This is a genomic window from Nakamurella endophytica, from assembly GCF_014646215.1.
GTDB classification, from domain to species: Bacteria; Actinomycetota; Actinomycetes; order Mycobacteriales; family Nakamurellaceae; genus Nakamurella; species Nakamurella endophytica.
This window is the reverse complement of record NZ_BMNA01000003.1, coordinates 215,431-228,606: the sequence shown is the minus strand read 5'-3', so window position 1 is coordinate 228,606 and position 13,176 is coordinate 215,431. Positions and strand designations below refer to the sequence as shown.

The 13,176-nt window shown below is 72.4% G+C and carries 10 protein-coding genes and 1 pseudogene; 6 read left to right on the top strand and 5 right to left on the bottom strand.

Annotation, left to right across the window (positions count from 1 at the left end):
- Positions 1 to 163 precede the first annotated feature (163 nt).
- The 5 genes from gyrB to dnaA all read right to left on the bottom strand — a co-directional run bounded on the left by gyrB (position 164) and on the right by dnaA (position 8,031).
- Positions 164 to 2,197, bottom strand: coding sequence for a DNA topoisomerase (ATP-hydrolyzing) subunit B (gene gyrB, locus IEY37_RS08140; RefSeq protein WP_229674174.1), 2,034 nt, complete (start codon positions 2,195 to 2,197; stop codon positions 164 to 166).
- A gap of 284 nt (positions 2,198 to 2,481) precedes the next feature.
- Positions 2,482 to 3,099, bottom strand: a complete 618-nt coding sequence (locus IEY37_RS08135; RefSeq protein ID WP_188941051.1) for a DciA family protein — start codon at positions 3,097 to 3,099, stop codon at positions 2,482 to 2,484.
- On the bottom strand, positions 3,096 to 4,223 hold the full coding sequence (recF, locus tag IEY37_RS08130) for a DNA replication/repair protein RecF (RefSeq protein ID WP_188941050.1): 1,128 nt from the start codon (positions 4,221 to 4,223) through the stop codon (positions 3,096 to 3,098). Before recF ends, IEY37_RS08135 begins: the two co-directional genes overlap by 4 nt.
- Before the next feature lie 33 nt (positions 4,224 to 4,256).
- Positions 4,257 to 5,489, bottom strand: a complete 1,233-nt coding sequence (gene dnaN / locus IEY37_RS08125; protein ID WP_188941049.1) for a DNA polymerase III subunit beta — start codon at positions 5,487 to 5,489, stop codon at positions 4,257 to 4,259.
- Positions 5,490 to 6,474: 985 nt separating this feature from the next.
- Entirely contained in the window at positions 6,475 to 8,031 is a 1,557-nt protein-coding gene (dnaA, locus tag IEY37_RS08120; protein ID WP_188941048.1) for a chromosomal replication initiator protein DnaA, read from the bottom strand.
- 625 nt (positions 8,032 to 8,656) lie between these two features.
- Here dnaA and rpmH point away from each other — a divergent pair.
- The 6 genes and pseudogenes from rpmH (at position 8,657) to rsmG (ending at position 12,356) form a co-directional block, all read left to right on the top strand.
- Entirely contained in the window at positions 8,657 to 8,794 is a 138-nt protein-coding gene (rpmH, locus tag IEY37_RS08115) for a 50S ribosomal protein L34 (protein WP_010849920.1), read from the top strand.
- 28 nt (positions 8,795 to 8,822) lie between these two features.
- Positions 8,823 to 9,206 (top strand): ribonuclease P protein component, encoded by a 384-nt coding sequence (gene rnpA / locus IEY37_RS08110; protein WP_188941047.1) that lies wholly within the window; start codon positions 8,823 to 8,825, stop codon positions 9,204 to 9,206.
- A gap of 50 nt (positions 9,207 to 9,256) precedes the next feature.
- Positions 9,257 to 9,592 (top strand): annotated as a pseudogene (yidD, locus tag IEY37_RS22785) (membrane protein insertion efficiency factor YidD); the annotation flags it as partial.
- Between the two features lie 92 nt (positions 9,593 to 9,684).
- The gene (gene yidC, locus IEY37_RS08100; protein WP_188941046.1) at positions 9,685 to 10,866 is read left to right on the top strand and encodes a membrane protein insertase YidC; all 1,182 of its coding nucleotides are present in this window, start codon (positions 9,685 to 9,687) and stop codon (positions 10,864 to 10,866) included.
- A 153-nt stretch (positions 10,867 to 11,019) separates the two neighbouring features.
- Positions 11,020 to 11,598 carry a Jag family protein gene (locus tag IEY37_RS08095; RefSeq protein ID WP_188941045.1) on the top strand — a complete coding sequence of 193 codons (579 nt, stop codon included), beginning with the start codon at positions 11,020 to 11,022 and terminating at the stop codon, positions 11,596 to 11,598.
- An 11-nt stretch (positions 11,599 to 11,609) separates the two neighbouring features.
- On the top strand, positions 11,610 to 12,356 hold the full coding sequence (rsmG, locus tag IEY37_RS08090) for a 16S rRNA (guanine(527)-N(7))-methyltransferase RsmG (protein ID WP_188941044.1): 747 nt from the start codon (positions 11,610 to 11,612) through the stop codon (positions 12,354 to 12,356).
- Positions 12,357 to 13,176 lie beyond the last annotated feature (820 nt).

Genomic DNA, 13,176 nt, shown 5'->3' with positions numbered 1-13,176 from the left:
CTGGATGTCGACCGGCTCGGTGCGGTCGTGCTGGTCGGTGGGTCCGGTGGGTCCCGTCACTTCAAGTGACCTCTCGTGTGCTCGGCGTGCGGCAGCTGGGTGACGGATCTATCCACATGTGGATGATCTGTGTGAGTAAACAACGCTCGGTGACCGATACGGCCTAGAAGTCGAGGAACCGGACGTCCCGTGCGTTCCGCGCGATGAAGGAACGGCGCGCCTCGACGTCCTCGCCCATGAGCACGCTGAACAGCTCGTCGGCGGTGGCGGCGTCGTCCAGGGTCACCTGCAGCAGCAACCGGTGCGCCGGGTCCATCGTGGTCTCCCACAGCTCCTTGGCGTCCATCTCGCCCAGGCCCTTGTAGCGCTGGATGCCGTCCTCCTTGGGCAGCCGGCGTCCCGCCTCGTTGCCGATCTTGATCAGGCCGTCGCGCTCCCGGTCGGAGTAGGCGAACTCGTGGCCGCCCTTGGTCCACTTGAGCTTGTAGAGCGGGGGGCAGGCCAGGTAGACGTAGCCGGCCTCGATCAGCGGTCGCATGAAGCGGAACAGCAGCGTCAGCAGCAGCGTGCGGATGTGCTGGCCGTCGACGTCGGCATCCGCCATCAGGATCAGCTTGTGGTACCGGCACTTGGCGAGATCGAACTCGTCGTGGATGCCCGTGCCCAGCGCCGTGATCAGCGACTGCACCTCGGTGTTCTTGAGCACCCGGTCGATCCGGGCCTTCTCGACGTTGATGATCTTGCCGCGGATCGGCAGGATCGCCTGCGTCATCGAGTCCCGGCCCGCACCGGCGCTGCCGCCGGCCGAGTCGCCCTCCACGATGTACAGCTCGGACTTGCTGGGATCGGTGGAGCGGCAGTCCTTGAGCTTGCCGGGCAGGCCGCCGATCTCCAGTGCACCCTTGCGCCGCACCAGCTCCCGCGCGCGCCGCGCGGCGTCCCGCGCCTGCGCCGACTGCACGGCCTTGCTGATGATGGTCCTGGCCTCGGACGGGTTGCGCTCGAACCAGTCCGCGAGCCACTCGTTGCAGGCCCGCTGCACGAACGACTTGGCCTCGGTGTTGCCGAGCTTGGTCTTGGTCTGGCCCTCGAACTGCGGTTCCCGGAGCCGGATCGAGATGATCGCCGCCAGGCCCTCGCGGATGTCGCTGCCGTCGAGCTTGGGGTCCTTGTCCTTGAGCAGCTTCTTCTCGGTCGCGTACCGGTTGACCGTGGTGGTCAGCGCCGACCGGAAGCCCTCCTCGTGGGTGCCGCCCTCGTGCGTGTTGATGGTGTTGGCGAAGGTGTGCACCGACTCGGAGTAGGAGGAGTTCCACTGCATGGCGACCTCCACCTCCATCGTCTCGCCCTTGGACTCGAAGCCGATCACCGTCGGGTGGATCGGGTCCTTCGTGCGGTTCAGATGCCGCACGTAGTCCATCAGGCCGCCGGGGTAGTGGAAGGTGCGCTCCATCGGCACGAAAGGCTTGTCGATCGCCGGGGCGTCCCCTTCCTGCGCGGCGTCCTCGGCCGTCGGCGCCGCGACCCCGTCCTCGGCGTCCGGGCCCTGGACCGCCCTGCGGCGCTCGTCCCGCAGGTGGATGGTCAGGCCTTTGTTCAGGAAGGCCATCTCCTGCAGTCGCCGGCTGATGGTCTCGACGTTGAACTCGACGGTCTCGAAGATCGACGCGTCCGGCCAGAAGGTCACGACGGTGCCGGTGCGCTTGCTGGTGCCCAGCCGCTCCAGCGGGCCGGGCTTGGAGTTGGTGTAGACCTGGTGCCAGTGGCCGCCGTCGCGCTCGATCTCGACCTCGAGCCGGGTGGAGAGCGCGTTGACCACGGAGACACCGACGCCGTGCAGACCGCCGGAGACGGCATACGAATCGGAGTCGAACTTGCCGCCCGCGTGCAGGATCGTCAGGACCACCTCGACGGTCGGGCGCTTCTCCTTGGGGTGCATGTCCACCGGGATCCCGCGACCGTTGTCGACCACCGAGACGCCGCCGTCGTCGCGTAGCACCACCGTCACCGTGTCGGCGTAGCCGGCCATCGCCTCGTCGACGGAGTTGTCGACGACCTCCTGCACCAGGTGGTGCAGGCCGCGCTCACCGGTCGAGCCGATGTACATGCCGGGACGCTTGCGGACCGCCTCCAGTCCCTCGAGCACGGTGATCGACGACGCGCCGTACTCGCCGCCGCCCTTCTTGTTCGCTGCCACCCACGGGTCCTGTCCGTCGTGCGTCCCAGGGCGCGGCAGGTCCGTTCCCGCCGTCGGACGCGACGGTGGGACTCCAAGCGCTCGGGTGTCGGATCCGCACCCCCCGACCATCACCCTGGCGTGCTGCCTGTCCCGGCAGCGGGCGCGTCAGGGACCTCTACGGCCCGACCGTATTCCAGTCTACCGCTGCAAGCCGAGAACAGGACGTCACTGCGGTACCTGTGACGGCCGTGGCGCCACGGCTCGGACCGAAGACGGGTCCCGGGTCCGACCGGCGACCCCGGTCAGCCGTACGTGTCCCTGGGACCCCGACCGGGGACGTGCCGGTTGCCGAAGCGCCAGGACGGACCGGACGGACCCTGCGCCCGGACCCGGCGGACCGCCCGGGTGCCCAGCTCGGTGTTGATCCGCTGGACGATCTGCGGCGCCAGCATCCGCAGCTGCGTCGCCCACGCCGTGGACTCCGCCTGCAGCACCAGGTCGCCGTCCACCAGCGAGACCGGGCGGCAGTGCTGAGCCAGGTCCTCGCCGACGATCTCCGTCCAGCGGCCGAACACCGTAGCCCGGGAGAGCTCGTCCGCGCTGCCGTGCTGGCTGACCCAGCGGCGCAGCACGGCACCCAGCGGCGCCGGGTCGCGGCCGTCCGGACCGGCCCCCGACCAGCGGCGACGCCGCAGCGCGGCCGACCCGCCGGCGCGCCGGCCCTTGGGGTTGCGGGGGTCGCCGCCCCGTCCGGCACCCTCGCCCCCGTCACCCGCGGCGGTGCCGCGCCGGGCCGCGGCCCGCCGCTCGGCGCTGCGCGCCCGGGCCGCCGCGAGCGCCTCGCGGGCCAGGTCCGCGCCGGGGGACCGCGGCGGGCCCGCCGGCGACGCATCCGGGCGGTCGTCCAGACCGTCGCTCACGCCGTCGCCCCGACCGGGACGACCGCGCCGTCGGCGACCTGCAGCACCGAACCGTGCAGCGGCTCGGGCACGTCGTCGGTCACCGCGGCGGTGATGACGACCTGGTCCGCGTCGGCCACCCGGGCCGCCAGCCGGTCGCGGCGGGAGCTGTCCAGCTCCGCGAAGACGTCGTCGAGCACCAGCACCGGGTCCACCCCGTCCGACCGCAGCAATCCGAACGCCCCGAGCCGGAGCGCCAGGGCGAACGACCACGACTCGCCGTGCGAGGCGTAGCCCTTGGCCGGACCGCCACCCAGCAGCAGGTCGAGGTCGTCCCGGTGCGGGCCGACCAGGCACACACCGCGGTCGAGTTCCTGGGGACGCAGCCGGGTCATCTCGTCCAGCATGGCCTGCTCGATCGCGGCCGGCTCGGCGGCGGGCAGCACGGCGCCGAGCGAGCTGCGGTACGCCAGGTCGACCGGCGCGGACGCCGGGGCCAGATCGGCGTACGCCGCGACCGAGTGCGGGCGGAGCCCGTCGACCAGTTCGATCCGCGCGGCGGTGAGCACCGACCCGGCAGCGGCCAGGTGCTGGTCCCAGACGTCCAGGGTGGACAGGTCGCCGCCGCGGCGGGCTGCGCCGGCGGATTTCAGCAGCGCGCTGCGCTGCTTGAGGATCCGCTCGTAGTCGCTGCGCACCCCGGCCAGCCGGGGGGTACGGAGCACCAGCACCTCGTCCAGGAACCGCCGCCGGTCGGACGGGTCGCCGCGGACCAGGGACAGGTCCTCCGGTGCGAACACCACGGTGCGCAGCACCCCGGTCAGATCACGCACCCGGGGCAGCGGCGACCGGTTGATCCGGGCCCGGTTGGCCCGGCCGGCGTTGATCTCCACCTCGAGCAGGAGCTCGCGGCCCTGGGAGACGACGGCGCCGCGCACCACGGCCTGGCCGGACCCGCGACGCACCAGCGGGGCGTCGCCGGCCACCCGGTGGCTGGACAGGGTCGCCAGGTAGCCCAGGGCCTCGACCAGGTTGGTCTTGCCGGCGCCGTTCCGCCCGACCAGCACGTTGACGCCGGCCTGCAGCGGGACCTCGGCGTGCGGCCAGGACCGGAAGTCGGCGACGGACAGGTGTCTGAGGTACATGTCTGCGGTGGCCGGGAACCCGGCGCGGGTCCGTCAGCCCGGCAGGCGGGCCGGCATGACCAGGTAGCGGTAGTCGTCCAGGGCCGAGCGCGCGGCGGAATCCTTCCCGTCCTTGCCGCCGCCGCCGCCGCCGCTCCCGCGCTTGCGACCGGCGGCGGCCGTCGGCTCGGTGCCGTCGTCGGCGTCCGGGCCGCCCTCGGCCGGCCCGGCCTCCGGGTCCACCGGCAGCAGCAGCGCCGGACGCGACGGGGTGGTGAACGCCAGCCGCACCCGGTCGGTCCGCAGCACGCCCAGCCCGTCGAGCAGGTAGCTCGGGTTGAAAGCGATGAGCAGCTCGGCGCCGTCCGCGGTGACCGGCAGCTCCTCCTCGGCACGGCCCTCGTCGTCGCCGCCGGCCGTCAGGGTCAGCACCCCGTCGGTGACGTGCATCCGCAGGTGGTGGCCGCGGTCGGTGACCAGGGCGACGCGACGGATGGCCTCGGTGAGCTCGCCGACCGGGACGTCCACGGTGGTGGTGTGGGTGGTCGGCAGCAGCGACCGGTACTTGACGAACTCGACGTCCAGCAGCCGGACGGTGGTCCGCCGCCCGGCGAACTCCAGGCCGAGCAGGCCCTCGCCGAGGCCGACGGTGACGGTGCCGGCGCTGCCCAGCGAGCGGGCGGTGTCCGCCAGGGTCCGCGCCGGGACCAGCACCGCCGTGGACAGGCCGGTCCGCTCCGGCGTCCAGGCCAGCTCGCGGACGGCCAGCCGGAAGCGGTCGGTCGCCGCCAGGGTCAGCTTCTCGCCCTCGATCTCGACCCGGATGCCGGTGAGCATCGGCAGCGTGTCGTCGCGGCCGGCCGAGACGGCGGTCTGCGCGACCGCCTCGGCGAAGACACCGGCCGGGACCGTGCCGGCGCTCTCCGGCATCTGCGGCAGCGCGGGGTAGTCCTCCACCGGCATGGTCGGCAGCGTGAACCGCGCAGAGCCGCCGGTGATGCTGACCCGGGCGCCGTCGGTGGCGATGTCCACGGGCCGGGCCGGGAGCGCGCGGGTGATCTCGGCCAGCAGCCGGCCGGACACCAGGACGCGTCCGCCGCGCTCGGCGTCCACCGACACCTCGGCCCGGGTCGAGACCTCGTAATCGAAGCCGGCGACGACCAGGGTGTCGCCCTCGACCTCGAGCAGGATGCCGCCGAGGACGGGCACCGGAGGGCGGCTGGGCAGCGACTTGGCGACCCAGGCCACCGCGTCCGCCAGATCCTCGCGGGCCACCCGCAGCTTCATCGATCCTCCGCGGTCAGCGGGCGCGCTGCGCCCTGGTCGGACGGGTCACGCGGCGGCCGCGCGGCGGCACACCGGAGGACCCGGAGCAGGCATGGTCCGGTCCGGGCGGAACCCGGTCACCGGCGGTGGTCCCCGGCGCGCTCGGCGACCTCGTCGTCGGCGGGCCCGGTCGGGGAGTTGTCACCGTACGGCCTCGGGAGGGTGCCGTCACGCACCGGTCCGGCCGGACGGCCGGTCGACGTCACCGCTGTCCCGCCGACGGGGGCGGCCTGTCCCCACACCGACGAGCTTCTTTCTCTCTCCTTGGAGAGACAACAGCAACAGCAGTAGGCGCTGTGGACGGTGTGGATGGCGGCACAGCGCTGCAGGACAGGGCGCGTGGCGCGGTGTGGACGGCGGCGTGCGTCATCGCCGGACAAGGCTGTGCCGGTGTGGACGGGACGACGCTGGAGCCGGTTGTCCCCCGTCCGTCCCCGGGTGTCCACACAGTTGTCCACAGCCTGTGGAGCACCGGGGACGATCATGGGCGCGTCCCTGGGCGCCGTCGCGGACCACCGCCCAGGGGTCGAGCGCGACTTGATGGTTGATGCCGCCGCGGCCGGTGTGACGAGCGGGTGGAGCGGGTACCTGTGCCGATTGCGCGCCGACCGGCCGGGCGTCGGCGGACCCCCGCCTGGAGTCGTCGTCGCCCCGACGGCGTCGGCTCGATGGCGGGCTTGCCGGGCGTGGGGACCGCTGCCGCAGGTCGTCCCGGCGGTGGGGTCGCTGCGTCGCCCGCGAGGCGCTGGGGCACCGAGGCGGCGGCGTCGGTCGGCGACTCGGCTCGACAGCGTGGATCGTGCCGCGCGGATCGTGCCGGGTGGATCGGGTGGATCGTGCCGCGCGCGCCGGCGAGCAGGCCCGGACGAACCCGGACATCGCAGCGACGGGTGGGAGCGGTGCCGGGGGCGGTCGATGCCGGACGCTGCAGCCGGCAGCCCTCGCGTCAGCCCCGCCGGCGGGTGCGCTCGCGGATGCGGGCCGAAAGCTCCTGCACGTGGTCGTAGGTCTGCTGGCGCTCGGCGATCTCGGCGCGGATCTTCTTGGCCGCGTGCATCACGGTCGTGTGGTCGCGGCCGCCGAACGCCTGGCCGATCTTCGGCAGGGTCAGGTCGGTGAGCTCGCGGCACAGGTACATGGCGATCTGGCGGGCGTTGGCGATCGACCGCATCTTCCCCGGGCCGCGCAGCTCGTCCATGCTGACGCCGAAATAGTCGCAGATCACCGCCATGATGGTGGCCTCGTCGATGTCGCTGGACGAGGCGTCGCGGATGAGGTCGCGCAGCACCACCTGGGCCAGCGCCAGGTCCACCGGCTGCCGGTTCAGCGAGGCAAAGGCGGTGACCCGGATCAGCGCCCCCTCGAGCTCGCGGATGTTGCGCTCGATCCTCGAGGCGATGAACTCCATGACGTCGTCCGGCACCGCCAGGCCGTCCATCGCGGCCTTCTTGCGCAGGATCGCGATGCGGGTCTCGAGTTCCGGAGGCTGGATATCGGTCGTCAGGCCCCACTCGAAGCGGGTCCGCAGCCGGTCCTCCAGCGTCTCCAGCCGCTTGGGCGCCCGGTCCGAGGAGATGACGATCTGCTTGTTGGCGTTGTAGAGCGTGTTGAAGGTGTGGAAGAACTCCTCTTGGGTGCCTTCCTTGCCTTCCAGGAACTGGATGTCGTCCACCAGCAGCACGTCGACGTCCCGGTAGCGCCGCTGGAAGACGATCTTCCGGTCGTCCCGCAGCGAGTTGATGAAGTCGTTGGTGAACTCCTCGCTGGAGACGTATCGCACCCGGACGCCGGGGAAGAGCCGCTGCGCGTAGTGCCCGATGCCGTGCAACAGGTGTGTCTTGCCCAGGCCGGAGTCGCCCCAGATGAACAGGGGGTTGTAGGCGACGGCCGGGTTCTCAGCGACCGCCACCGCGGCGGCGTGGGAGAACCGGTTGGACGAGCCGATGACGAAGGTCTCGAAGTGGTACTTGTCGTTCAGCCGGGTCTGCGACGGGTTCGGCGGGACGGGATCCCGCCGCAGGGACCCGTAGGCCGGCCACGAACCCTGACCCGACGCGGCCGAGGACTCCTCCTCCTCGTCCTCGTCGACCTCGTCGACAGCGGTGTCCACGACACGCGGCCGCAGGTCCTCCGCTGCCGGCCCGGGACGGCGCTCGGACCGGCCGGAGGGCTCCGTGGGCTCGACCGGGTCGGGATCGGCGGTCCGCAGGCCTGCACCGGGGTCCAGCGGGCCGTCCGCGACGCTGACGGCGAGCGACACCGGACGGTCGAGCAGCTGGGACAGGTGCCCGGCAAGGGTGTCCCGCAGCGAGCGCTCCAGGTAGTCCCGGGCCGAGCTGGTGGGTGCGGCGATCAACGCGGTGTTGCCGACGAGGCCGACCGGCCGGGTCAGGCTGAGCCAGGCCTTCTGCTGGCCGCGAAGGGAGTCGGCGACGGTCCCGACGACGTCGTGCCAGGCCGGTGTCAGTTCGTCCGGCGTGCCGTCGGTGACCACAGCCGGCATCTCTCCCTGCATCGCACCCCCGGACAAATGATCCACAGAGTTGTCCACACTAGGTGGACAACTCGTACGGCCAGGGACCACCCCCGGGCGCGGGTGGACCTGTCCGGATGCACCTGCCGGTCTCGGACTGGCAACAGCGGCGGTGCGGGTGGTGTGCTGGCGCGGAACGCTAACAACACCTCCGGCCCTTCCACAAGACGGGAGGTCGAAGCAAGAACCTCCGTCGGCGTGTCGCGATCGTGATCGAGCGAGTCACGATCGGTGGACGCCTCGTTGCTCACCGCAAGCAATCGGCAGGTGAGAGCCCGGCGTCTTCACAGCAACCGGACGATCCGGTCACCGGCTCACCCGGTCGGTGGGCACAGCCCCGTGATCTCCGCGAGACCTGCGGGGCGGCCGTCCGCGGCCGCCCGACGGCGCCGGTCCGGTGGGCTCCGCGGGGCCGTCGGGACACCGGCGGGACGGGTCCGGTCACCGCTGTTTGACCCATCTGCCGGACGTCCTTACTCTGGACGGAGATCCGTCCTGATGTGGCTGTCGCGTGCCCGCACTCGGGATGGCGGTTCACCGCCGCGGAAGTACGCCCCTTTGCCGTCCAGCCCTGCCAGCACCGTTCGGAGTAGCCGTGAGCAAGCGCACGTTCCAGCCCAACAACCGTCGCCGGGCGAAGACCCACGGCTTCCGCCTGCGCATGCGCACCCGCGCGGGCCGCGCCATCCTGGCGGCCCGGCGTCGCAAGGGACGTGCCGAGCTGTCGGCCTGACAGCCGACCTCTGTCGCTCCGCACGGTCGTGCTGCCCACCGGATCGCGCCTGCACACGGCCGCGGACTTCGCTGCCGTGTTGCGTCATGGGCGGCGGGCCGGTGCGGGCACCCTGGTCGTGCACCTGTGGAACCGGGCGCCGGGCGGCGTCCCGACCGGCACGGCCCGCGCGGGCTTCGTCGTGAGCCGCAAGACGGGCAACTCGGTCGTCCGGCACCGCATCACCCGGCGGTTGCGGCCCCTGGTGCGCCGCCACCTGACCCACCTGCCGAGCGGTGTGGACCTCGTGGTCCGCGCCCTCCCTGCTGCGGCGAACGCGTCCTCCGCCGACCTGGGGCACGACCTGGACGCCGCCCTGCGTACCGCCGCCCGGCGCGCGGGTACCCCGGTCGGTCACGGGACCCGTCCGTGACGCCCCCGGCGGCAACGGCGTCGGGACAGTTCCGGGACGGCGGGGCGACCGTGGGGACCGGCGCCCGGAGCGGGTCACCGGCGGCCCGGCTGCTGATCGCTCCGATCCGCTTCTACCAACGCTTCATCACCCCGTACACGCCTGCCACCTGCCGCTACTACCCGACGTGCAGCAGCTACGCGGTCTCCGCACTGCGTGAGCACGGCGCCGTCCGGGGCAGCTGGTTGACCGTGCGGCGGCTCGGTCGGTGCAATCCCTGGAGCACCGGCGGGATCGACCGTGTCCCGCCACGGATCCGGCCCCGCCGGGAACGCAGGACGGCCGCCGGCAGTTCTGTGTCCGTGGTGTGTGCCGGGGGCGAGACCCATGACCGTGCGATCGGCGTGCCACCCGCGGGCACCTCCCTGCCTGTCGGCCCGACGCCGACGATCACCTGTGCGGGGTCGCCGGCCCCGATGACCGACCGGAGCAACGCCGCGTGACCTTCAACTTCTTCTCCCTGGACTACATCTACTACCCGGTCTCCGGGATCATGTGGGTCTGGCACAAGGTGTTCGGCTCCTTCCTGGGTCCCTCGAACCCGTGGGCCTGGGTGCTGTCCGTCGTGTTCCTGGTCTTCACCCTCCGGGCCATCCTCTTCAAGCCGTTCCTGAAGCAGATGGACAGCCAGCTCAAGATGCAGGCCGTCCAGCCGGAGATGAAGAAGCTCCGGGAGAAGTACAAGGACGACCGGCAGCGTCTCGCCGAAGAGATGATGAAGTTCAACAAGGAGGCCGGGGTCAACCCGCTGGCCTCGTGCCTGCCGGCGCTGATCCAGGCGCCGGTCTTCATCGGTCTCTTCCACGTGCTGCGCTCGTTCAAGCCGGGCTGGGGCCAGGTCTACTTCTTCGGCGCCAGCGATGTGAACTCGTTCGTCGAGGCCAAGCTGTTCGGCGGTGCGCCGCTGTCCTCGTTCATGACCATGCCGGCCGACCAGCTGGCGGTGCTCGGTGGTGTCCGGTCGACCATCATCACCACCGGCATCCCGTTGACCATCCTGGCCGGCATCGCGACGTTCCTGACCAGCCGCAGGTCCGTGCTGCGGCAACGGGAGCTGAACCCGGAGTCGGCGGCCAACCCGCAGGCCGCGATCATGAACCGGCTCATGATGTACGTCTTCCCGCTGTTCGTCGTCCTCGGCGGGCCGTTCTTCCCGCTCGCGATCCTGTTCTACTGGCTGTCCAACAACTCGTGGACGTTCGGCCAGCTGTTCGTCGCGCACCGTCTGCAGGACCGCAAGAAGGCGGCCGAGACCAAGGTGGTCGAGGAGGCCAAGCAGGCCGCCAGCTTCACCAAGCCGCTGCCCGGCGCCCGACCGCGCCCGGGCGCACGACCGGACCCGCGTCGCCCGGTGATCCAGCCGACGTCGCTGCGCAAGGACGGACCGTCCGCTGGGACGAGCGCGAGTACGAACGGCAGCAGCAACGGCAGGACCACGGCCGGCAGCGCACCGGTACGGCCGGCGACGTCGGCCGACGCTGCCACCAACGGGACCGCGTCGCCCGGTACGCCGGGTCCCGTCGACGGGGCCGACGGGGCCGCCGTCCGGGGACCGCGACCCGGCGCCCGACCGCAGAACCGACCGTCGCCGTCGAGGAAGAAGAAGTCCGGCAGGCGCTGACCGGCGCTCCGCGAGGCGCCCGGCCGGACCGCCCGGTCCGCAGCCCGTGCCCGGCCACCTGAACCGACCCGCAGCAGTCCCGCTCCCGGCACCCGGCCGGATGGGGGAAACGCCCGGCCCGCCCGGGCACGACGTGCACACGAAGGGGAACCGATGAGCGAGCAGTTGACGGCCGTCGAGCCGGACGAGGTCGACGCGGCGGACGAGGGCGCCGACGACGCGACCGAGACGCCGGCCACGGGCGGCCCGTCGCGCCGCAAGGCACAGCACGACCTCCTGGTCGCCGAGGGCGATGCCGCCGGCGACTACCTCGAGCGGCTGCTCGACATCCTCGACTTTGACGGGGACATCGACCTGGACGTCGAGGGTGAGCGGGCCGTGGTGTCCATCCTGGGCGAGGGTGACGTGACCAAGCTCGTGGGTGACCGCGGCGAGGTGCTCGACGCGTTGCAGGAGTTGACCCGGTTGGCAGCGACGGCCGAGACGGGGGCCCGGTCGCGGCTGATGCTGGACGTGGCGGGTTACCGCGCCCGTCGTCGCACCGAGCTGTCGGAGCTGGGCATCAGCACCGCGCGGCGGGTGGCCGAGACGGGTGAGCCCGTGCAGCTGCCGGCCATGAACCCGTTCGAGCGGAAGATCGTCCACGACGCCGTGGCCTCCGTGGACGGCGTCCAGTCGTCGAGCGAGGGCGAGGAACCACGGCGCCACGTCGTGGTGAGCCCGGCGTCCTGACCGGGCCGCAGGTGGCCGACCCGGACGGTGTCCCGCCGACCGAGCCGGATCCGGTGCTGCTGGCACGGGTGTTCGGGGACGGTGCTGCACAGGCCCGGCGGTACGTCGAGCTGCTGCGCGGTCCCGGCATCGTGCGCGGTCTGCTCGGACCCCGCGAGGCCGACCGGCTGTGGGACCGCCACGTGCTCAATTCGGTGGTGGTCCAGGAGTTGGTCCCTGCCGGTGCGACCGGCGTCGACGTCGGATCGGGTGCGGGACTGCCTGGGATACCGGTGGCCATCGCGCGACCGGACGTGCGGGTGACGCTCGTCGAGCCACTGGAGCGGCGCACAGTGTTCCTGGCGGAGGTGATCGCCGAGCTCGGGTTGGCCAACTGCCGCGTGGTCCGCGGACGGGCCGAGCAGGTGGTCGCCGAGGTCGGCGGCGCGGACGTGGCGCTGTCCCGCGCGGTCGCTCCGCTCGGCCGGCTGGCCGGATGGTGCGCACCGCTGCTGCGGCCGGGCGGTCTGCTGCTGGCGCTCAAGGGATCCTCGGCCGGGGACGAGATCGACCGGGACCGGGACGAGGTGGCCAGGACCGGCCTCCGGGACGTCGAGGTGGTGACGGTCGGCGCCGACGTGGTGGTGCCGGCGGTCCATGTCGTCCGGGCCGTCCGGGACGAGCGGTCGCCGGCCGGGGGCGCGAAGCGACACCGGCGTGCCGGTCGTGGCTCCACCGGCGACCTGGGCCGCGGGCGAGGAAGCGGGCGCACGGCCTGACCGGGCCTGTCTCGACGGACGTGCCGAGGTGGGCTTGGTCGGCGCGGGAGACCTGCCTCCGCCAGGGCGGCCGGTGTCCAGGGTGTTGCAGGCGCCAGCCCTGCCGCGGTCGGCCGTGTCAGCGAGGGCGGCGGCCCTTCCGCCGACGCGACCCCGGCGGCGGCCCCATCAAGGGTCCGTCAGCCACCCGGCACATCGACAACGCCCGCCGCTCCGTCGCCGTCAGCCGCGAGCCGCGAGCCGCGAGCCGCGAGCCCGCCACCCGACGCCCCGCGGGCCGCTCGGTCGGTGCGGTTGTCGATACAGCCGATGCCTCGACTGCGGCCGTCCGTGACCCGCGGCTACAGCCCTGGTCGGAGCTCTTCGCTTCCTGACCGCGGGCGGCCGGGTCGGTGTCCGGTGGCCGGACTCCTGACGATCGGCGCTCGGTCGCTCGTACGGTGTGCTGTGGCCCGGTGATCGCACGGTCGGACTCCCGATGACGGGGCTGCAGTTGCTCCGGTCGGCCTGGTTGGCCTCGGCTGGCGTCGGTGAAGTCGCCGGTCTCTCAGCCCGTGTCGAGCGGTCGCGACAACGTCGACATCGGCCGCACGGACCGGTGGCTCGGCTGTTCGGGGTGATGGGTGGCGGTGCAAGCGGCCCGGCCGCCGAGGTCACTGTCCGGCTGCGACCAGCGTGCGGTGCGTCGTCAACACTCGGTGTGGCGTCGGCAGTCTTGTCCGGAGATCAGCGGCGTCGGGGCCCGTGGCGTTGCGGCGCCGCTGTGCACCGTCCACGACAGTTCGCACCGGGCGACAACGACTCGGGTCTCGGGAATCTC